The sequence below is a fragment of the Seleniivibrio woodruffii genome, assembly GCF_029267515.1.
In the GTDB taxonomy this organism is placed as follows: Bacteria; Chrysiogenota; Deferribacteres; order Deferribacterales; family Geovibrionaceae; genus Seleniivibrio; species Seleniivibrio woodruffii_A.
Genome location: NZ_JAJUIS010000001.1, coordinates 250,671 through 271,356, shown reverse-complemented (window position 1 = coordinate 271,356; position 20,686 = coordinate 250,671). Strand labels below are relative to the sequence as shown.

The following is a 20,686-nucleotide window of genomic DNA, read 5'->3' as shown; positions in this document are numbered from 1 at the left end:
GAGCCGAATTATGTCCGAAAAGATGTGGTCAGGGCGCTTTACGCTGCCCACTGACAGGTTTGTGGAAGAATTTAACGCATCCATCCACTTTGACAAAAGATTTTATAAATATGACATCAAAGGAAGCCTTGCACATGCCCGTATGCTCGGAAAACAGGGGATAATCTCCGATACCGACGTTAAGGACATCGAACGGGGACTGGCACAGGTTCTGGAAGAAATCGAGACCGGAAAGTTTCTGTTCCGCACAGAGGATGAAGATATCCACATGGCTGTGGAAAAACGTCTTACGGAGATAATCGGTGATGCCGGAAAACGTCTGCACACAGGCAGAAGCCGCAACGATCAGGTTGCTGTGGACTTCCGCATGTACCTGAAAGCGGAAATAGCTGAAACCATGGCGCTTGTCGAGAACCTTCTTGAGACCATAATCGCCAAAGCTGAAAAGAACATTGACGTATACATGCCAGGTTTCACGCACCTGCAAACCGCCCAGCCAATCCTTTTTGCGCAATACATCATGGCATATTTCCAGATGCTCAGAAGGGACTACGGCAGGTTCGCCGACTGTCTTGAGCGCATGGACTTTTCCCCACTCGGTTCCGGTGCGCTTGCGGGAACAACTTTCCCCATAGACAGACACTTCACAGCGAACGAGCTTGGTTTCCAGGCACCCACAGAAAACACTCTGGATTCAGTCAGCGACAGGGATTTTGCAATTGAATTTCTCTCTGCCTGCGCAATCTGCCAGATGCATCTTTCAAGATTTTCCGAAGAACTGATAATCTACTCTACATCGGAGTTCGCCTTCATAGAGCTTTCCGACGACTTCTGCACAGGCTCCAGCATCATGCCGCAGAAAAAAAACCCCGACATGCCGGAGCTTATCCGCGGAAAAACCGGAAGGGTTTACGGCAGCCTTATAAGTATGCTCACAACCATGAAGGGACTGCCCCTCGCATACAATAAGGACATGCAGGAGGACAAGGAACCTGTATTCGACGCTGTGGACACCATAAAGGCGTCTCTTAAAATCTTCGCCCCCATGGTGGAAAAAATGAAACTCCTCACTCCTAAAATGGAACAGGCGGCAACAGCAGGCTATTCCACAGCCACCGACTACGCAGACTACCTTGTGCGAAAGGGTGTTCCGTTCAGACAGTCCCATCATATCGTCGGCTCAACCGTTGCGTATGCTATTGAAAAGGGCGTGGACATAAGCGAACTGACAATTGATGAATTCAAAAGATTTTCAGACGTGATAGAATCGGATATATACGCTTCAATAACACTTGAGGCATCAGTTAACGCAAGAAAAGCATATGGCGGCACTGCAAAATCCGCCGTTGAAACCCAGATTAACAACGGGAAAAACTTCTTAAATGAAATACGTTAACCTTATCATCGCACTTTTTATCCTGCTTGCAGGATGCGGTAAAAAAACAGACCCCATTCCGAAAAGCGTCCTTGCGGATATGGCTCCGCCGTCAGCAGTTTTTGTCTCAGTTGCAGACGAGGGCGTGCGCATTGAAAATCAGGAATCAGACCTGCTCTTCATAGAAAAGGGAACATCCGAAGGGGAGGAGTGCTCTGTGTTCTCGCCTCTTAAACTCATTGACCCTAAATCGGTCTTTATTGATGAAAATGTAAAAACCGGCGAAAAATATTTCTACAGGCTCCGTAAAAAGTCCATTAAATACGGTGTGCTCTCCGAACCGTATCTGGCAAAAGTGATATACGCAAAACCCATGAAGGTTGCTTCCGCCGAATATCACAAAGAGGGTGAAATTTATCGCGTCAACATTGAGACCGAAGATAAATTTACCCGTTTCGACGTCTATTCAGGCGGAAAAACCATTGCCCAGACAGGAGGAAAGACAATAACTTTTCCCGTCGTGGCAGTTGTTGACAACAAATTTTTCCTTATCCTCTCTGACTATGACGGAAACAGAGGTACACCCTATACCATTGAGTTACCTGTAAACAGGGTGCTCACTCCCCCGGCACCTGTGACGGCTGTGACAGTGCTTAACATCGGACCTGACGTGCGCATAGCATGGTCTGATTCGGAAAATGCCGGCACATATAACGTTAAAGCGTGCGAAAATGTTTCATGTGAAACGTTTACAACGCAGAACACATCAGTTATCTATCCCAGAAAGATAAAAAGCTGTCTGGACATAACAGTTACCGCCGTGAATGCAGACGGCGAGTCCAAACCGACAAAGATACGCTACTGCAAACCGGAAGAGGAATAATGTTTACCATAGGAATAATAGGACGCCCCAACGTGGGCAAATCCACACTTTTCAACAGACTGGCAGGAAAGAAAATCGCCATCGTTGACGACATGCCGGGTGTTACCCGCGACAGAATAGAATTTGTCACCGACTGGAACGGACACAGGTTCAACATTGTTGACACTGCAGGATTCGACCTCAAGGAAGAACTGCTGAAAAAAGAGATGCAGGCACAGTTCATGAACAACCTGCGCGAGGCTGACTACTTCATCCTTATGACCGACGGACAGGAGGGCGTGCACCCTCTGGATGAAATTGTGATCGACCTGCTCCGCCAGACGGGCAAGCCTTATCAGGTTGTCGTCAATAAAGTTGACAGCGATGCAAAGGAAACGCTTACTTATGATTTTTACCGTCTCGGCGTGGAAGATATCATAGGTATCAGCGCAACCCACGGGCGAAACGTTGACGAGTTGCTCGACAGGATAGTTGAGCAGATACCCGAAGACAGCGACAAAACCGACCCTTACGAAGGCAGGATTAAGCTCATCGTCACAGGACGACCCAACGTGGGCAAATCCAGCATGATAAACAAATGGCTTGGACAGGACAGGCTCATCGTTACCCCCATCCCCGGAACAACACGCGACGCTGTGGATACCTTCTTTGAGTACGAAGACCAGAAATACGTCCTCATAGACACTGCCGGTATCCGCAAAAAGAAGATAATGTTCAAGGACAAGATAGAGAAATACGGATATCACCGATGGGAAGACGCCGTTTCCCGCGCAGATATCGCCGTTTGTATCATAGACAGCAATGAAGGGCTTACCGACAGGGACGTAAAGGTCATAGCAGACAACTGGGAAGCGGGCAGACCCGTTATACTGGTTGCGAACAAGTGGGATCTTATTGAAAACAAAGACGAAAAGGCTAAGGACTTTCACAAGGATATAGACCATCATCTTCAGTTTCTCAACAAACCTTCGCTGATTTATACCTCTACGCTAACAGGAAAAAATATCTTCAAGGTATTCGAAGCCGCAAAAGAGCTTTATAAGGAATACAGCAAACGTATTTCCACTCATAAACTTCAGGAAGTTCTTGAAGAAGCGGTTCAGCGCCACCAGCCCCCCGTAACACGCAACAGAAGGGTGAAATTCTACTTCATCACTCAGGTTTCCACCTGTCCTCCTGAGTTTGTGGTCTTCGTAAACTACCCTGATGCTGTGCATTTTTCATATCAGCGCTTCATTGTTAACATCATCCGCGCTCACCACGGATTTGACGGAGTGCCCATCAAAATACACTTCCGCCAACGGGGCGAATCCAGAAATACACCCATTTCCGAATATTAAAGTTAACGTATCTTCATTTTGTTCTGGTAATCTCCGATAACTTGTATTAATAAGGAAAACCGCAAAATCCGAAAACAACGGGTTTTGCGGTTTACATTATCAGAAACCAGCTCTTTTTGCGTCGCAACTTAAAGAGTCGTCGGGTGGGAGACCACCTAATAAAAACCGAAGGTGTTATATGCGTTACGATCTGGCCAAAAGCGGAAACGGCCTGACCTATGAAATCCGCAATATTGTCAACGTTGCTAAACTGCTTGAGCAGCACGGCGTCGAGATCTGTTATGAAAACATCGGCGACCCAGTGGCAAAAGGCGAGATTATCCCCGACTGGATGAAAGAAACCATCGCGGATCTCGTTAAAAGCAACAACATGACCTTTGCCTACTGCCCCACAAAAGGCGACTATGACGTTCGCGAGTTTCTCGCGGAGCGCACAAACGCCAGAGGCGGCGTGCAGATTACAAAAGACGATATCATTTTTTTCAACGGACTTGGCGACGCAATAGCACGAGCGTATAGCTCAATCAGGGTTGATGCAAGGGTGATGCTGCCTGAGCCGACCTACTCAACACACCTTCTGGCGGAAGTTTTACACGCATCATTTCCGCCTAACACATACAGAATGAACCCCTATAACAACTGGGCACCGGATCTTAACGAGCTTGAGAAAAAAGTTGAGAGCCACAAGTCCATAGTTGGTATTCTGGTCATTAATCCGGACAACCCCACAGGCTACGTCCACACGGAAGACGACCTGCGGAGAATCGTGAATATGGCGAAAGAACACGACCTTATGCTCATTTTTGACGAAATTTACCTCAACATGGTTTACAACGGCAAAAAGACCATCGCTCTTTCAGACATAATCGGCGACGTTCCCGGTATAGCCATGAAGGGTATATCAAAAGAGTTCCCCTGGCCTGGCGCACGCTGCGGCTGGATGGAAGTTTACAACGCTGACAAGGACGAAGCCTTCTCCAGATTCGTAAACGCCATTCTGAACCAGAAAATGGCTGAAGTATGCTCAACAACGCTTCCGCAAATGTCAATTCCTCACATAATGAACCATGCCATGTACACGACTTACCTGAATGAAAGGCTCAAACACTATGAAAAACTGTCCAACATAGCATACAATATGCTAAAAGACTGTCCCTACATAGTTGTGAACCGTTCAAACGGCGCGTTCTACATGTCTGTGGTCTTCAATGAAGCGGTGCTGAACAAGAACCAGAAACTGCATATCCCAATAAAAGAGGTAAGGGATATCGTTGACAAGATGTGCGAGGACAAGATGAGCCACGACAAACGCTTCGTTTATTATCTGCTCGGGGCAACAGGTATCTGTGTGGTTCCGCTGACATCTTTCTTTACATCAATACCCGGTTTCCGTATGACACTGCTTGAAAAGAACGTTGAAAAGTTTGAGCAGACTGTTAAGACCATCAAAGAAAAGATAGTTGAATACGTGGAATCAGGAAGCTGCTAACAATTAAGGGAGCCTTTCGGCTCCCTTTTTTATTCTGATACGATGTTTCTTCCTTTTGCCTTCGCACGGAAGAGGGCATCGTCGGCAGATTTTAAAAACTCATCCGCATCCTCTCCGCTGAACTGAACCACGCCGAAACTGCACGTTACCTCTCCGACGTTTTCAAACTCATGTCCGGAGATACTGACTCTCAGCTTTTCCGCCAGCTTCAAAGCACCTTCCATCCCCACTTCCGGGGTCATGATCAGGAATTCCTCGCCTCCGTAACGCGCGAATATGTCAGTGGTCCTTATATTTGCCCCTACAAGCGACGAAAGCTCTTTAAGCAAGCCATCACCCGCCTGTTGTCCGAATTTGTCGTTTATATCGCCAAATCTGTCGATATCGAACATTATCAGCCCAAGTTTTATGCCGTACCGTCTGCTGCGTGTTATCTCCCTGTCCAGTTCCTCGCTGAATTTCTGCCTGTTAAAGATATCAGTGAGCGGGTCCTTCATTGCAAGGTTGTGGAAAAACCGTTTTTGTGACTCCATCATGGTAACGTCTATGAATGAGATAGCGAATCCGTCCTCCTCTTCGATTCTTGTCACCCTTGCGATATAAGTTTTGGCGTCACTTTTCAGCATATCCCTGCGCATCAGACTGACTACCGTCTCAAACCCTCCGAGACCTCGAACTTTTTTAAGCCATGAAGGGAAGGGGACAGGAGAATCGTTTCTTCTGTTCTCCACAACGTCCACATTTGTCATGCCGTTTGTGTGAACAACTGAACTGAAACCGAAAAACTCCAGCAGAGAAGCATTCATATATGTTACAGTTTCTCCATATCCCGCCATGTACATTTCTCTCGATGTGTCAAGAATCCTTGTAAGCAGATTTCTGCTTCGTGCCGCCGCCTGCTGTCTGTGTATTCTTTCCGCAGCCAGACCAATATGCTTCTTCATCTGGCGCAGGTTTACCGGTTTCATCAGATAACATTCAACGTTTGCATCCAGCGAGCCCAGCAGTATCTTTTCATCTTTGTGCCCGCTTATCATCAGCACTGGTGTGTCCGGACTTATCTCTTTGATACGTTTTGTCAGTTCTATTCCATCGGAAAAGGGCAGAACTGATTCTGTTATTACAAGGTCCGGGCGGAAAGCCTGAAAATATTCAAACGCTTCTTCGGCAGTGGGCAGAACTTTAAGACTTTTAAGAGAATTTTCAAACGTGAACCTTACTGCTTCTGCCGTCTCTGAATTATCCTCAACATAAAGCACTGACAGTTCTCGGATAAGATGCGATTTAACGTTCATTGGACAGACCTCGGAAGACCTTCTAAAATAAAATTATACCACTTATTACACAGATAGCAAATTCAATTACTGCTTTTTTGAGATAAGCTGTTCAATACGCTTTATGAGTTCTTTTACAAGGAGGGGTTTAAGAAGAACCACATGTTCGCTTTCGTCGAAATTATCGCGTTTGTGGGTCTCGCCCACATAACCTGTGGTAAATATCATCTTCACATCAGGGTTTATTGCGCTCATACGAGCATAAGCCTCTATACCGTCCATAACAGGCATGACTATATCGCTTATTACAAGATCTATGCTGTTGTGCTGTTTACTGTATATTTCAACAGCTTCTTTTCCGTTTGGCGCCTCAATGACCTTGTACCCGTAAGCGTCCAGTGCATTCATCAGGCTTTCGCGAACCATCTTTTCGTCCTCAATGAGCAGTATAACGGCACTCTTGGTTGATTTAACCTCAATCTCCTCTTTGAGTTCGTCCGGTTTTTTCTCAGTGACAGGCAGTTTGATTATAAACTCAGTCCCGATGCCCGGTTCGCTCTGGCACTCTATCATTCCGTGGTGTCTGTTTATAATATCGCTGACTATATAAAGCCCAAGACCGGTACCTTTTCCCTCTTCTTTTGTGGTGTAAAAGGGTTCGAAGATTTTTTTCAGCTTCTTTTCATCTATGCCGCTGCCGTTATCTTTAACGCTTATGACTGCATATTCCTTAAATCCGCCATCTTTGCTGCTTATCATAAGCCTGTCCGTTGTGATGGTGAGTATGCCGTCTTTTGCGACAGCATCCCTTGCGTTTGTTGCAAGGTTTATTATCACCTGTTCAAGCTGAACCGGATCACCTACGATGTTTATTTCTTCAGGGCTGAGCTCTTTCCTTATTTCCAGTTTGTTGCCTATAACCATCGACAGAAAACCGCTGACCGTATCCACAAGATCGTTGAGATTCAAAACTCTTTCAGACTGCATCTGCTTGCGGGAAAAGGTGAGCAGGTTCTGTGTGAGACTTTTCGCCCTGATGGTAAGCTCGACGATTTTATCAACGTACATATAAAAGCTGCTTTCAGGATCCATCTTGCGCTTCATTATGGATGCAAAGCCGCCTATTGCAGTGAGCATATTCGTAAAATCATGGGCTATGCCGCTTGTCAGTTCGCCCACAGTCTCCATCTTTTGTGCGTGCATTAGCTGGCTTTTGATTCGAAGGCGCTCTGTGATGTCCTCTTCAACGATAACGATATTCTGCAGATCTCCCTTTTCGTTGAGAACAGGGGAGACCGAGCCGAGAACTATGAACTCTTCTCCGTCTTTACTCAGCCGATTATATTCCCCGACCCAGCTCTGACCGCCGGAGCAGTTTTCCAGCGCTCTTCTGAAATCAGCCATTTTATCGTTCTTAACTATCGTATCAAGGATATCCCCGCCTATTGCTTCGCTTCTGGACTTCCCTGTGAAAGCGCAGTATGCCTTGTTTACATAGAATATCTTATAGTCTTCGTCCGTGATTATTACAGACGATGCGCTTGCATCTATAGCCTTATTAAGAATCATAGCCTGCTGTTTTGCTGATTCTTTTTCAGTTATATCATGGATTATGCCGAGAATAGCTGTTTTCCCGTCTGTTTTAACAGACTGAAATACCGCCTCAGCAGGGTATACGGTACCGTCTCCGCGTTTCATACGGGTATAAAAGGTTTTCCGCGTGCGAACCTTGTCCCATCCGCTCATGAAGCCGACAGGCATAACCTCGGTCATTATGTCGTTCATAGACATGCACTTCAGTTTTTCCTCTGAATATCTGAGGTTCTGCATCGCCTTGCGGTTTGCAAATTTTATTCGGAAATCAGATCCGTTAAGAACGTATATCTCGTCCTCCGCGGAATTGATTATATTCTGAAGTTCCTTTATCTCCTGCTTTGCTTTCTTACCCGCTGCAATTTCTCTGTAGCTTTTTACTTCACGTTTTATGACAGGGCAGAGCCTTATAAGGTTATCGGTTGTAACATAGTCCGCAGCTCCGCTGCTGATATATTTTGCAGCCTGTTCCTGTTTATCTTTGTTTGTTACAAGAATCAGCGGCAGATCGTGATCAATGGATTTTAATATGGAAAGAGCCTGTGAAATATACGTTTCGCCAAGCCCTGTATCGGCAAGTGATATAAGAGTTTTACCTGAAAGGAGTTTTTCTGAAAATGTGCTGAGGTCGCTTGTGACTTCAAATGTATGGTCGCAGCATACACTTCCAAGGTATGTCTGAATTTCCGTGCAAAGCTGTTTATCGGCAGAAAGAAAGATAATGCCTGTCGGGTTTTCCATCTTTTAACTTAACCGGTTCCGGCTCTTTCGAGCCGGGTTACTGAAACTGTTTGCTACTCTTCGTCTGTAAGCTCTCTGTATCCGAATTTTTTCGAGAGAACCTTAGCAGCTTCAAGCACCATAGGGGCAACACTGTCCCTTACGGAGTCCATAGGCATCCTTTCCGCGGGTGCGGAAACGCTGATGCCGGCAATTATATTGCCCATGAAGTCTTTGATAGGCGCACCTACGCAGCGCACGCCAAGTTCATATTCTTCATTATCTACAGCATACCCGTTTCTTTTTATCTCGTCCAGTTCGTCTTTCAACTGGTCAAAATTCTTTATAGTGTTCGGAGTTATCTTTTTAAATTCGCCGGAATAGAGTTTTTCGAGTTCCATCGGGTCATAAAAAGCAAGCTGAGCTTTCCCTGTTGCCGTCGCATATGCAGGTCCGACATTACCGATCCTCGGCAGAACCCTGACAGCCTGTTCTGTTTCAACTACGTTCAGATAAACCACGTTCCCTTCGCGCAGAACGCTTATATATGCAGATTCGTTCGTATCGTTTTTAAGCTGCTGAAGAACCTGGATAGATATCTCAATGAGGTTCAGCTTGTTTATATATGCCTGTGAAATCTGGAAAGTTTTAACTCCCAGACGAAAGTTGCCGGTATATCTGTTGTGTTCGACATATCCGAGCATTTCCAGAGTTGCGAGGAGCTTATTCACATTGCTTCTGGTGAGATTGAGCGTTGATACTATGTCTGTTATACTCAGCTCATTGTCACTGTCACCAAGAAGTTCCAGTATATCAATGGCATTGCTCACCGCCTGCACAGCATATTCAGATTTTTCCCTTTTCATCCCTGTCTCCGTATGCTTTCTGCATAACATTGTACTATTTTACGACTATTAGTTATCTTTGCAAATAAATACGCCTTCGTCAACACAATCTTTTAACGTATAAGGTAATGTTTATATCAGGAAATTATTAGTATAGTCGTAGCTCTCCATCATTATTCTGTTAAACTCGTCAAAACTGATCTGGAGCATACCGAAGCAGTCAACTATTTCGCATACGTCGTCGCTTTCATAGCACATAACTGTTTTAAGCAGAAGTCCAAGATCTCCTGTCTGTTTTGTAACCGCCTGTTTTATTTCTTCGTCAACATTAAATTCCTTTACAATTTCATCAATTTCTCTGTGGAAAATAACGTCCAGCAGCGACATAAGCCCGACAAGGTATGCGCTGTCAGCTTTTTTTCTGATATTAGGGCTTACCTGACAGAGTCTTTCCATAGTCTTCGCCCTTATCTGGGCTGTTATCAGAACCGGATTATGCTGACTGTCGTTGTTCGGCCCAGCGTAAAGAATAAGGTAAAGCCACTTAGAAAGGTTTGACCTGCCGAGCATAGCCATCGCATGTTTTATAGAGGTTACTGTCCCGCGTGTAAAAAATGCTGACGAATTCATAAATTTTAGCAGGTTAAGATAAAGATCAGGGTAGTTCTTTATCACTTTTTCTATCTCGCTTGCCTCCGCATCACTTCGCAGCATATTAATAAGCTGCACTGTTGCCGCCTTCGACGGATCGACTGCTTTCTGGGATATAACAACAGGTTTAGCGAAATAGTACCCTTGAAAGAGGTTAAAACCGATTCTCCTGCATTTTTCATACTCTTCGTGGGTCTCAACCTTCTCTGCCAGTGTTTTGCCTTTAAGTCCCTTCAGTCTGGTCATGTTGGCAGCCAGCTTCTCTTTGTCGGAAAGCATATAGTCTATCTTCAGATAGTCCGCCAGTGGGAAAAGCTCTTCAAAGGTATTCATGTATTGAGGCGTGAATTCGATATCGTCCAGCGCAAACCTGTAGCCTTTGCCGATGTAATATTTTATCTTTTCCATCAGCTTACGGCTCATTACCGTGCTTTCAAGCACCTCAATCACAAAACTTTCCTTGGGGAGCAGGTCTATTGCACCGTCAAGGATCATGCTCTCCTCGGCGTTTATGAACCCCTTCTTCCCGCCGAGCAGCTTTTCCAGTCCGAAATTCTGCATTGCATTTATGAGAACCCGCGCGGTTGCAGCCGCGTTGTCGGTTACAGAAGCACCTGTTTTCCCCTGACTTCTGTAAAGTATCTCATACGCAAAGATGTGCCCCTTCTCATCGAGAATAGGCTGTCTTCCTATATAAAAATCACTCATCTTGTCTCCTCTCATTGTGTATATGTGAAAATCTTTTTTCTTACCATCATTAAGTTAAATATATTGTTGTGAGTTTTCACTCTAATATTGTACTATATTACCACTTTTGGGAGGTATTTTATGACATCAGACGTCTTTTTTTCTTCAATTGATAGTAAAAAACATAAAAGCCCTTTACTTAAAATTGCAAAATTACTAAACAGATGCAATCCACAGTCTATTTTTACCAGTGGTGATCTTATTGCTGTTAAAACGCATTTCGGAGAATTAGGAAATACTGCGTTCATTCGTCCTGTTTTTTTGCGCCCTGTTCTGGAACTGCTGAATAAACTTGGCGCAAAACCTTTCCTTACAGATACCAACACTCTTTATGTCGGTATGCGCACTAATTCTGTTGACCACCTGCACAACGCGACCATGAACGGTTTTAATTATTCCACCCTTCAGGTACCCGTTATTATTGCCGACGGTCTGAGGGGTGACAACTCTGTTTCCGTTCCTGTTGAAGGAGAGCTTCTTTCCTGCGTAAAACTTGCCGCTGAAATAGCTTCTGCCGACGGGATGCTGGTTGTTTCTCACTTTAAAGGACATGAGGTCACAGGTTTTGGCGGAGCGATAAAAAACATTTCTATGGGGTGTTCCTGCAGACAGGGAAAACTTGACATGCACTCCGATTCAAGACCTTTTGTTAATCAGGATCATTGTACTGCCTGCGGGCGCTGTCTTCTTTTCTGCGCTTCAAAGGCTATAGATCTTAACCCTAAAGCGTCTATCACTGATAAATGCACAGGTTGCGCCATGTGCATCAGCGTTTGTCCTCACAATGCAATCCAGATTAACTGGAATGCTTCTTCATCATCAACTCAGAAAAAAATGGCAGAATACGCTGCAGGTGTTTTCAATGCACTGGACAGAAAGCTGATTTTTCTCAGTATTATACTTTCAGTTTCACCTGCCTGCGACTGCTATCCGGGTAATGACAGACCTGTGGTCTCTGATATAGGCTTTGCTGCGTCAACTGATCCGGTGGCTCTTGATAAAGCATGCCATGATCTTGTCATTAAGGCTTATGGTGGAAAAGATCCGTTTAAGGAGAGGTATCCTGATGTTAATTCTGCTGTTCAGCTTGCCCATGCCGAGAAGCTCGGCATAGGCACAGCCGACTACAGACTTATTGAAGTTGATTAATCTATTTTAGTGAGCTTGCCGCCCGCTGTTATGCGGTAAGCTCCACCCATTCTTTTTATTCCGTCGGAAGTCTCTTTTATATTTGAGATATAGCTTCCGCTGCCGCCTACTTTACGTTTTTCCATGAACTGAATAAAGTCGTGTCCGATATAATCGCTCATAACAGGGGCTTTATTAAAGTCCTTCGTAAAAATAGCTGCAAACTCTTCCGCTTCCGGCTTTTCTGTAAGAACAATATCACTCACAATATATGTGTTTCTTGAAAATTCACCGTATTCGCCAGTCAGATATTTTTTACTTACCGTGTCCACGGCGTTGACTATAATTGTTTTATCCGGTCTTGGAGAGTAATATTTCATAAAAGGAAGAATCTTAATTACCTGCTCCTGAGTCCCGCCGATAACATAGTTAAGCGGGTGCCCGCCGGCTTTCCCTTTAAACTCTTTCAGTTTTCCCTGATAGTCTTTTTCCTGAATGTTAAACAGAAAGAACTGCGCACGGTCTTTCAGCCTGTCGGCAATCTCTGACGCGGTGTCTCTGTATCCTTCACTGTATCCGAGCACTATTATTTTAGCACCCATATCAACCGCCATATCGGCAGCTTTCATCATATTTTCTTTTCTTGCGGAGGAGAAATCATAGGTTGTGTTTCCTGCGGTTATGGTTGCTGCTCCGGCATCAATTACATAATCATAAAAATTGCGATCGCCCTTAAAATCCAGTTCAATGTTCGTTTTCTGTCTGCTGATGGTGTAAAGCATGGCTTCTATTATCTCAGGATTCTGAAAGCTGTTCACAACATTAACGACTATTTTACCTCTTGTAAGAACAGGCTGTTTAGGCTGTTCCTTAACAGGTTCCGGTTTTATCTGAGGAGCTGGTTCGCCTGATTTCAGAGGTTCAGGTTCCTTTTCATCGGATACCCTCGGAGCCATTGCAGTTTCCGGAACAACAGCAGGAACTGCAAAAACTGACTGAGGCAGGGGAGATTCAACCTGAGGCATTTCAGTTTTCGGAGCTTCTTTCACCACTGGTTTCAGGTCGAATACCGTTTCAGGTTTTTTCCCGGGCTTGCGGTCCATACATTCTTTTACATTTTTATCGTCTATCGGCAGTTTTTCCTGTGTACAGTACAATCTGTATGCTTTTTCCGCTTTATCGTCCATATCCTGCTTTGCAAGGTATTCTTTCTCTTTTGCGGCAATGTCGCTTTCTTTACTTTTCTGAGCGGCGTCAAGCAGCCAGAGATGTGCGTTGATTTTCATAAATCGGTCAAAATAGCTGTCGTCCATGTTTTCCTGCAGCAGCTTATATCCTTTTTCAAGTTCACCCTGTCTGACATAATGGCGCCCAAGAATTACCCCTGCATTTTTTGCGGCACCTTTATCCTGACTGATAGAAAGCTCTTTCAGTTTCCACACGTCAGTTGCGTTAAGGTCTTTAATGGCATAGTATTCACGATTGAAAATGATAAGCTCATCCGCTGCAAATGCGCTAAGCGAGCCTGCTGTAATCATCAGTATGGTGAATAACAGTATACGTCCTCTGAATCGGCTCATCATATCTGACATTTTCCCACTCCAAGTGTTTTTTTATTATAATGTTTTTGGCAGAGTAAAGTTCGTTTTCGGCGTTTTCGCCTTTGTAAAGCACCCAAACGCTTTTTCTTTCTGCCAGTTTATCTGTGTATTTCAGTATCTCAGCGGTTTTTGCTACTCCTCTGGAGAGTATTGTCGCAAATTTCCTGTCTTTAATATTTTCGGCACGGGAAGTGATTACTTCTACGTTGTCAAGTCCGAGTTCTTTTGCCGCATCCTCAACAAACTTACATTTTTTCGCGATGCTGTCCACCAGTGTAAATTTTACTTGAGGAAACATTATCGCAAGGATTATCCCGGGAAATCCACCCCCGGTCCCAATGTCGCAAACAGGGGATTTCAGGAGACGCTTTCTCTCTGTAAAAATCAGAAAACTGTCGAGAACATGTTTTCTGTAAAAATCTTCTCTGTCCTTTATAGCTGTGACATTAAGTACCGCATTGACATGTATTTCATAGAATTGTTCAATTTTAGCAAGCTGTTCATGAGTGAACGGAAAATATTTTTCTATCATTTTTTACCCGTAATATAAACGTGCAGGAGTGAAACCGCGGCAGGTGTCATACCCTGTATGCGCCCTGCCTGACCCAGCGTTTCCGGGCGTATTGCTTTGAGCTTATCTTTATATTCCTTACGGAGTCCCTGAATGTTGTCTATATCGAGATCTTCCGGTATCCGTATCTTTTCTATTTTGTCAAATTTGTCTATCTCTTCGAGCTGCTTGTCGAGATAACCCTCATATTTTACAGCTATTTCAACCTGTTCTGCAACTCTCGCATTTTCAGTGCCGCCGTAAAGGATTTTAAGTTTTTCATAATCCATTTCCGGACGTCTCAGAAGTTCTTTGGCTGTAACCCCTGAACGTATCTGAAATCCGAACTGTTCAAGTATGCTGTTGGTCTCTTTATTCGGATTGACATTTATCCTGGTTATTCTTTCAAGTTCCTGCTCAAACTCTGCCTTCTCAGTATTAAATCTTTCATACCGCGTTTTGCTGATAAGTCCAAGCTCGTATCCTTTCCCTAACAGCCTGAACTCAGCGTTATCCTCACGCAGCCACAGACGGTATTCCGCTCTGGAACTGAACATCCTGTAGGGTTCGTCCACTCCTTTGTTCACAAGGTCATCACACATCACCCCAATATAGCTTTCGTTCCTCTGTAAAATCATGGGATCTTTTTTGTCTAGTGCCAGTACAGCGTTAATTCCTGCTACCAGCCCCTGCGCTGCTGCTTCTTCGTATCCGCTGGTACCATTGAGCTGACCTGCAAAATATAGACCGCTGATAAGTTTTGTCTCAAGAGTCGGTTTAAGCGCTGTAGGCTGCACAAAGTCATATTCTATGGCATATGCAGGGCGAACGAACTCAACCTTTTCAAGTCCTTCAACGCTCCTGTACATTGCAATCTGTACGTCTATTGGGAGCGAAGATGAAAATCCGTTTGCATACCATTCCTTAGAACGAAGACCTTCGGGTTCAAGAAAAATCTGATGCCTTGTCTTTTCAGGAAATTTTTTGACTTTGTCCTCAATAGACGGGCAATACCTTGGACCCACACCTTGAATCACACCGGCATACAGAGGAGAACGGTGCATATTCGCACGGATAATTTCATGCGTTTGCTCATTTGTATACGTTATATAGCAGGGTACCTGCGGAAGTTTTATCTCTTTGGTTTCAAAAGAAAAGGGCAGTGGTGGATTGTCGCCTCCCTGCGCTTCCAGTCTGGAAAAATCGATTGTTGAAAAATCCAGCCTTGCAGGAGTTCCGGTTTTCAGTCTTTTTGTTTCAAAGCCAAGTCTATGGAGAGAATATACAAGTTCAACTGAAGCAAACTCATTCATTCTTCCGGCTTCATAGTGCTTATCACCTATATGAATAAGTCCTTTAAGGAATGTTCCTGTAGTCAGAATCACTTTTTCTGACCTGTAAAGCATACCGGTGTCGCTTATTACACCGTTTACTTTGCCGTTTTCAGCAGATACTTCATGAACAAGACCCTGTTTAAGATCAAGCATTGGTTCCTGCATAATGACTTCAAGCATACGCTGACGGTAAAGTTCTTTATCCGCCTGTGCGCGGCTGCTGCGCACTGCAGGACCTTTTTTCATATTAAGTATACGGAATTGGATACCTGTCTCGTCTGTATTCTTTGCCATCTCTCCGCCGAGGGCATCAATATCCTTAACTATATTCCCTTTTGCCAAGCCGCCAATGGCAGGATTACAGCTCATCTGTGCCAGAGATTCCACTGAAATTGTAAACAGAAGAGTCTTTGCTCCCATTCTGGCAGAGCTAAGGGCTGCTTCGCACCCTGCGTGTCCTGCTCCGACAATAATCACGTCGTACTTTTTGTCATAAACTAACATTATCCACCACAAGAAGCCGATGTTTCACGTGAAACAATCAACTTATCCACATTATTTTCCAATACAAAAATTATTGAAGATATTGGAAAGAATATCCTCAGTGTATGAAAGCCCCGTTATCTCCGAAAGGAGACGAAGGGAACTGTTCAATTCATATTCAAATATATCAAAATCTATCTCTGACTCATCAGACAGCTTTTCCACAGTGCCTAGAATTTTAAGAAAATATCCCCGCTGTCGTGCAGTAACCATGACTGCTTTACCGTATCGGTCTGAATCAGAAATACTGACGAGTTCACCACACTTTTTCAAAAGCTCTGCCATTCCTGAGCCATCCTTAACGGAAACAAGACAGTCATATTCAACATCACTGAGAAGAAGAGGGCAGTCAGACTTATTGACAACCACAAGCCTTTTCATACTGCTGGTGCTTTCAAGAACACTTTTGTCCTCATCATCCAGTTGTGTAGAACCATCCAGAAGAACAATCACAAGGTCGGCATCTTTTATGACCTCACCGGTGCGCTCTATACCGGCTCTTTCAACGGCATCAAACGTAGTACGCAATCCTGCTGTATCAACAAGGCTTACAGGTACGCCGTTCAGCACGAAACTGGACTCTATATAGTCCCTTGTGGTGCCTGCAACGTCTGAAACAATCGCACGTTCCTCTTTGAGAAGGTAATTCATCAACGATGATTTCCCCGTATTGGGTTTTCCCGCGATTGCGATACGGTAACCGTCACGCATTATTCTGTGGCTGTCATATGAAGCCAGAATAGCAGACAGTTCAGCCTTTAAAAGCTCAAGATTCTCAAAAACTATCCGTGCGTGGGCATCTTCGATATCCTCTTCAGGGAAGTCGATATGTGCCTCAACTATGGTCAGCGCATTTATAAACAGGTCTTTTATGTACTCTATCTCTTTGCGCAGACTGCCTTTTAGCTGTTTATAGGAATAATCAATGCCTTGTAAGGTTTTTGAGGAGATAAGCTCCGCAACGGATTCCGCCTGAGTAAGATCCATTTTTCCGTTCAGAAAAGCCCTTTTTGTAAACTCTCCGGGTTCCGCTGTGACAAAGCCCAGCTTTTCAAAATCCTTAAAAGCGGATGAAACAATAATTGGGTTCCCGTGAAAGGATATTTCAATAATATCCTCTCCGGTGTAAGAGTTTGGAGCCTTGAAATAGACAGCGAGAACATCGTCCGTAACACTGCCGCCGTATTTCAGGTTATAAACATGACGGGGCTGGATGCTTTTCACATCCGCCCCGTTTAAAAGTTTAAAGACCTCAACGGCTCTGTCCCCCGAAATCCGCACGACTATGATTGCCGAAGATATCAGCGGGCTTATCGCCGCATAAATGGTATCCATATTATTAAAGTGTAGCCTCAAATGCTTTCATAGTATTAGCAAGCAGCATTGCGATGGTCATAGGTCCCACGCCGCCGGGCACGGGAGTGATGTAGCTTGCTTTTTTCGCCACCTCTTCATATGCAACGTCGCCCACAAGTTTGTCGTTTACCCTGTTAATGCCTACGTCGATAACCACTGCGCCATCTTTAACAAAATCTGCCGTGACAAATTCAGGTTTGCCTATCGCCGCAACGATGATATCGGCCTGACGGCAGATACCTGCTATATCTTTCGTTTTGGAGTGGCACACTGTAACGGTGCAGTTAGCCTTGATAAGCAGTGATGTCATAGGTTTGCCCACGATGTTGCTTCTGCCTATCACGACGGCGTTCTTACCGCTAGTCTCTATCCCGTATTCTTCGAAGAACTTCATACATCCGTAAGGAGTACAGGGAAACAGTGTCTCCTCGCCTATGTTCATCAGCCCCACGTTAAAGGGGTGGAAGCCGTCTACATCCTTTTCGGGTTTGATGGCGTAGAGTATTTTTTTCTCGTCTATCTGCTTTGGCAGAGGGAGCTGAACGAGAATACCGTTGATGGTATCGTCGTTGTTATACTCGTTTACAACTGCCAGAAGCTCCTCAGTCGTGGTTTCAGCGGGCATTCTGTTGACTATGGATTTATACCCTGCCTCTTCACACGCTTTGTTTTTCATCCTTACATAGACCTGACTTGCAGGGTCTTCACCAACGAGAACTACGGCAAGACCGGGAACTCTGCCCGTTTTTGCCTTATAGCCGTCAACCTTCTGTTTCAGCTCCGCTCTCACCTTCGCTGCCAGTATCTTCCCGTCCATCACTGTTGCCATTGTCCTGTCCCTCCTTAACAACCGCAAAAGATATGATCTCGTTATCCTCTTCTATATCCATAAGTTTAACACCCATTGTGTCGCGCCCCATAGTGGATATATCAGAGACGTCTATTCTGATTGTTTTGCCCGATTTCGTTATCAGCATGACCTCGTCGCCGGGGCGAACCTGTTTTGCACCGCATACGAAGCCTGTTTTCGAGCTTACTCTGCAAAGTTTAACACCCTTGCCGCCCCTTGTCTGCACTCTGTACTCGGAACGGTCGGTAAGTTTTCCGTATCCGCCCGCCGTTACAGAGAGAATATAGGGATCGCCTGTGAGAACTTCCATAGAAACCACGAAGTCTCTTATTTCAAGTGTAATACCACGGACGCCGGTTGCGCTTCTTCCCATGGGGCGTACATCTTTGGATGAGAACTGGATGTTTTTACCGTCCCTAGTTGTGAAGATAACATGATCTTCGTCTGTTGTAAGATCTGCCGCGATGATCTCGTCGCCTTCGCGCATTTTGATCGCCACAATACCGCTTCTGCCGCTTGAGAACTCTTCAAGGCTGGTCTTTTTCGCAACGCCCTCTTTGGTGGCGAAGAACAGAAACTTATTCTCTATGTCTGTGGGCATAGGCAGAACGCTTGCAATCTTTTCGTCTGCTTCAAGTGTCAGAAGGTTAGAGATATGTCTTCCCTTCGCCTCTTTAAGAGCTTCGGGGAGGTTGTATACCTTGAGATAATGCACCTTGCCTGTGTTAGTGAAGAACATAAGACGGGTGTGGTTGCTTGTGACGATGATGCGTTCGATGAAGTCTTCATCTTTGCTTCCGGCACCTGTTTTACCCTTTCCGCCGCGTTTCTGCGATGTAAATGCGCTGAGCAGAGTGGATTTGATATAACCCTGATGAGTCATAGTCACAACCTTCTCTGTATTAGGGATGAGGTCTTCGTCTTCGAAATCCTGTACGTCGGCAGTGATTTCTGTGCGTCTTTCATCACCGTATTTCGCTTTTACTTCTTCAAGTTCAGTTTTGATAACAGACATCATAACGTGTCTGTTGCCGAGTATGCTTCTGTAATATTCTATATCTTTCAGAGTGTTGTGATACTCTTCCTGAAGTTTTTCAATTTCGAGTCCGGTCAGTTTCTGCAGTCTCATCTCAAGAATGGACTGTGCCTGAATCTCGCTGAAGCCGAATTTTTCGCACAGGTTGCGTTTAGCTTCAGGCGTATCTTTTGAAGACTTGATGGTCTTGATAACTTCGTCAATGTTTTCAACCGCTTTTATCAGACCTTCCAAGATATGCAGTCTGTCTTCAGCTTTTCTGAGCAGGAATTTTGTTCTTCGGGTAACCACAGTGACTCTGTGAGCAATAAACTCCTGAAGGATGCGCATAAGAGAGAGTGTGTGAGGTTTGCCGTCAACCAGAGCAACCATGTTAAAACCGAAAGAGGTCTGCATCTGAGTGAACTTATAAAGTCTGTTAAGAACCACGTCGGCGTTTTCGCCTTTGCGCAGTTCAATAACAACCCTTATGCCGTCCTTATCAGATTCATCGCGAAGATCCGTGATTCCGGTTATCTTTTTATCATGAACAAGTTCAGCAATTTTTTCAATCATTGACGCCTTGTTCACCTGATAGGGTATCTCACGGACTATAATAACGGGTTTGCCTGATTTGGTCTCTTCAATAACAACTCTTGAGCGAATAGTGATAGAACCGCGTCCTGTTCTGTAGGCATTAAGGATATCCTTTTTGCCCATGATAAGACCGTATGTGGGGAAGTCAGGACCTTTAACTATGCCGAGGATATCTTCCTCAGTATAATTTTCGTTGTCTATCATGAAGTTGAGTGCAGTAATAACCTCTGTAATATTATGCGGAGGAATATTTGTCGCCATACCGACAGCGATACCGCTTGTGCCGTTTATAAGCAGAGTTGGTACGCGTGTGGGAAGCACGGCAGGTTCATCAAGTGAACCGTCGTAGTTCGGTGTGAAATCGACTGTATCTTTATCGAGGTCGGAAAGAAGTTCGTCTGCAATCTTAGAAAGTCGAACCTCTGTATATCTCATAGCAGCGGCGCTGTCGCCGTCTACTGAACCGAAGTTACCCTGACCGTCAACCAGCGGATAACGAAGCGAGAAGTTCTGTGCCATACGGACGAGTGTATCGTATACGGCACTGTCACCGTGTGGGTGGTACTTACCGATAACGTCACCGACAATACGTGCTGACTTTTTATAAGGTTTATTATATTCAACACCCATTTCGCTCATTGAGTAAAGCACACGGCGGTGGACGGGTTTAAGACCGTCGCGCACGTCGGGGAGTGCTCTGCCCACGATAACGCTCATGGCGTAATCAAGGTAGCTGTTCTTTACGGATTCCTCTACGGTTATTCCGACAATTCGTTTTTTATCTTCCATTAATAC

Annotated in this window: 15 protein-coding genes; 5 read left to right on the top strand and 10 right to left on the bottom strand. The window is 44.8% G+C overall.

Annotation, left to right across the window (positions count from 1 at the left end):
- The first annotated feature begins 7 nt into the window (after positions 1 to 7).
- The 4 genes from argH (at position 8) to Q7P67_RS01220 (ending at position 5,087) form a co-directional block, all read left to right on the top strand.
- Positions 8 to 1,396 carry an argininosuccinate lyase gene (argH, locus tag Q7P67_RS01235; protein ID WP_369695984.1) on the top strand — a complete coding sequence of 463 codons (1,389 nt, stop codon included), beginning with the start codon at positions 8 to 10 and terminating at the stop codon, positions 1,394 to 1,396.
- Complete coding sequence (locus Q7P67_RS01230) at positions 1,383 to 2,258, top strand: hypothetical protein (protein ID WP_303849891.1); 876 nt, start codon at positions 1,383 to 1,385, stop codon at positions 2,256 to 2,258. Before argH ends, Q7P67_RS01230 begins: the two co-directional genes overlap by 14 nt.
- Positions 2,258 to 3,598, top strand: a complete 1,341-nt coding sequence (gene der, locus Q7P67_RS01225) for a ribosome biogenesis GTPase Der (protein ID WP_303849889.1) — start codon at positions 2,258 to 2,260, stop codon at positions 3,596 to 3,598. The genes Q7P67_RS01230 and der overlap by 1 nt, the downstream gene beginning before the upstream one ends.
- 178 nt (positions 3,599 to 3,776) lie before the next feature.
- Positions 3,777 to 5,087, top strand: coding sequence for a pyridoxal phosphate-dependent aminotransferase (locus tag Q7P67_RS01220; RefSeq protein ID WP_303849888.1), 1,311 nt, complete (start codon positions 3,777 to 3,779; stop codon positions 5,085 to 5,087).
- A 29-nt stretch (positions 5,088 to 5,116) separates the two neighbouring features.
- Here the strand turns inward: Q7P67_RS01220 and Q7P67_RS01215 are convergent, their stop codons facing one another.
- The 4 genes from Q7P67_RS01215 to Q7P67_RS01200 all read right to left on the bottom strand — a co-directional run bounded on the left by Q7P67_RS01215 (position 5,117) and on the right by Q7P67_RS01200 (position 10,878).
- Positions 5,117 to 6,382 (bottom strand): diguanylate cyclase, encoded by a 1,266-nt coding sequence (locus Q7P67_RS01215; RefSeq protein ID WP_303849886.1) that lies wholly within the window; start codon positions 6,380 to 6,382, stop codon positions 5,117 to 5,119.
- Between the two features lie 66 nt (positions 6,383 to 6,448).
- Positions 6,449 to 8,695, bottom strand: a complete 2,247-nt coding sequence (locus Q7P67_RS01210) for a PAS domain S-box protein (RefSeq protein ID WP_303849883.1) — start codon at positions 8,693 to 8,695, stop codon at positions 6,449 to 6,451.
- A 53-nt stretch (positions 8,696 to 8,748) separates the two neighbouring features.
- A complete protein-coding gene (locus Q7P67_RS01205) occupies positions 8,749 to 9,540 on the bottom strand; it encodes an IclR family transcriptional regulator (RefSeq protein ID WP_303849881.1) in 792 nt (263 codons plus the stop codon).
- Between the two features lie 111 nt (positions 9,541 to 9,651).
- Positions 9,652 to 10,878 (bottom strand): EAL and HDOD domain-containing protein, encoded by a 1,227-nt coding sequence (locus tag Q7P67_RS01200; protein ID WP_303849879.1) that lies wholly within the window; start codon positions 10,876 to 10,878, stop codon positions 9,652 to 9,654.
- A 120-nt stretch (positions 10,879 to 10,998) separates the two neighbouring features.
- Between Q7P67_RS01200 and Q7P67_RS01195 the strand changes: the two genes are divergently transcribed.
- Positions 10,999 to 12,066: a DUF362 domain-containing protein gene (locus Q7P67_RS01195; protein ID WP_303849877.1), complete on the top strand. Its 1,068-nt coding sequence runs from the start codon at positions 10,999 to 11,001 to the stop codon at positions 12,064 to 12,066.
- Here the strand turns inward: Q7P67_RS01195 and Q7P67_RS01190 are convergent.
- Genes Q7P67_RS01190 through gyrA form a run of 6 tightly spaced genes read right to left on the bottom strand, consistent with a single transcriptional unit; the run spans position 12,063 to position 20,680 of the window.
- A complete protein-coding gene (locus Q7P67_RS01190; protein WP_303849874.1) occupies positions 12,063 to 13,637 on the bottom strand; it encodes a hypothetical protein in 1,575 nt (524 codons plus the stop codon). The genes Q7P67_RS01195 and Q7P67_RS01190 overlap by 4 nt on opposite strands.
- Positions 13,561 to 14,178, bottom strand: coding sequence for a 16S rRNA (guanine(527)-N(7))-methyltransferase RsmG (gene rsmG / locus Q7P67_RS01185; protein ID WP_303849872.1), 618 nt, complete (start codon positions 14,176 to 14,178; stop codon positions 13,561 to 13,563). The genes Q7P67_RS01190 and rsmG overlap by 77 nt, the downstream gene beginning before the upstream one ends.
- A complete protein-coding gene (gene mnmG, locus Q7P67_RS01180) occupies positions 14,175 to 16,034 on the bottom strand; it encodes a tRNA uridine-5-carboxymethylaminomethyl(34) synthesis enzyme MnmG (RefSeq protein ID WP_303849870.1) in 1,860 nt (619 codons plus the stop codon). The genes rsmG and mnmG overlap by 4 nt, the downstream gene beginning before the upstream one ends.
- Positions 16,035 to 16,085: 51 nt before the next feature.
- Entirely contained in the window at positions 16,086 to 17,408 is a 1,323-nt protein-coding gene (gene mnmE / locus Q7P67_RS01175; RefSeq protein ID WP_303849868.1) for a tRNA uridine-5-carboxymethylaminomethyl(34) synthesis GTPase MnmE, read from the bottom strand.
- A 4-nt stretch (positions 17,409 to 17,412) separates the two neighbouring features.
- On the bottom strand, positions 17,413 to 18,258 hold the full coding sequence (gene folD / locus Q7P67_RS01170; protein ID WP_303849866.1) for a bifunctional methylenetetrahydrofolate dehydrogenase/methenyltetrahydrofolate cyclohydrolase FolD: 846 nt from the start codon (positions 18,256 to 18,258) through the stop codon (positions 17,413 to 17,415).
- Positions 18,191 to 20,680, bottom strand: a complete 2,490-nt coding sequence (gene gyrA, locus Q7P67_RS01165) for a DNA gyrase subunit A (protein WP_303849864.1) — start codon at positions 20,678 to 20,680, stop codon at positions 18,191 to 18,193. The genes folD and gyrA overlap by 68 nt, the downstream gene beginning before the upstream one ends.
- Positions 20,681 to 20,686 lie beyond the last annotated feature (6 nt).

What these genes read in the sequence shown, in the direction of transcription:
- Q7P67_RS01230 (WP_303849891.1), top strand. Translation starts at nt 1,383, where the DNA reads ATGAAATACGTTAACCTTATCATCGCACTTTTTATCCTGCTTGCAGGA.
- der (WP_303849889.1), top strand. Translation starts at nt 2,258, where the DNA reads ATGTTTACCATAGGAATAATAGGACGCCCCAACGTGGGCAAATCCACA.
- Q7P67_RS01220 (WP_303849888.1), top strand. Translation starts at nt 3,777, where the DNA reads ATGCGTTACGATCTGGCCAAAAGCGGAAACGGCCTGACCTATGAAATC.
- Q7P67_RS01215 (WP_303849886.1), bottom strand. Translation starts at nt 6,382, where the DNA reads ATGAACGTTAAATCGCATCTTATCCGAGAACTGTCAGTGCTTTATGTT.
- Q7P67_RS01210 (WP_303849883.1), bottom strand. Translation starts at nt 8,695, where the DNA reads ATGGAAAACCCGACAGGCATTATCTTTCTTTCTGCCGATAAACAGCTT.
- Q7P67_RS01205 (WP_303849881.1), bottom strand. Translation starts at nt 9,540, where the DNA reads ATGAAAAGGGAAAAATCTGAATATGCTGTGCAGGCGGTGAGCAATGCC.
- Q7P67_RS01200 (WP_303849879.1), bottom strand. Translation starts at nt 10,878, where the DNA reads ATGAGTGATTTTTATATAGGAAGACAGCCTATTCTCGATGAGAAGGGG.
- Q7P67_RS01195 (WP_303849877.1), top strand. Translation starts at nt 10,999, where the DNA reads ATGACATCAGACGTCTTTTTTTCTTCAATTGATAGTAAAAAACATAAA.
- Q7P67_RS01190 (WP_303849874.1), bottom strand. Translation starts at nt 13,637, where the DNA reads ATGTCAGATATGATGAGCCGATTCAGAGGACGTATACTGTTATTCACC.
- rsmG (WP_303849872.1), bottom strand. Translation starts at nt 14,178, where the DNA reads ATGATAGAAAAATATTTTCCGTTCACTCATGAACAGCTTGCTAAAATT.
- mnmG (WP_303849870.1), bottom strand. Translation starts at nt 16,034, where the DNA reads ATGTTAGTTTATGACAAAAAGTACGACGTGATTATTGTCGGAGCAGGA.
- mnmE (WP_303849868.1), bottom strand. Translation starts at nt 17,408, where the DNA reads ATGGATACCATTTATGCGGCGATAAGCCCGCTGATATCTTCGGCAATC.
- folD (WP_303849866.1), bottom strand. Translation starts at nt 18,258, where the DNA reads ATGGCAACAGTGATGGACGGGAAGATACTGGCAGCGAAGGTGAGAGCG.
- gyrA (WP_303849864.1), bottom strand. Translation starts at nt 20,680, where the DNA reads ATGGAAGATAAAAAACGAATTGTCGGAATAACCGTAGAGGAATCCGTA.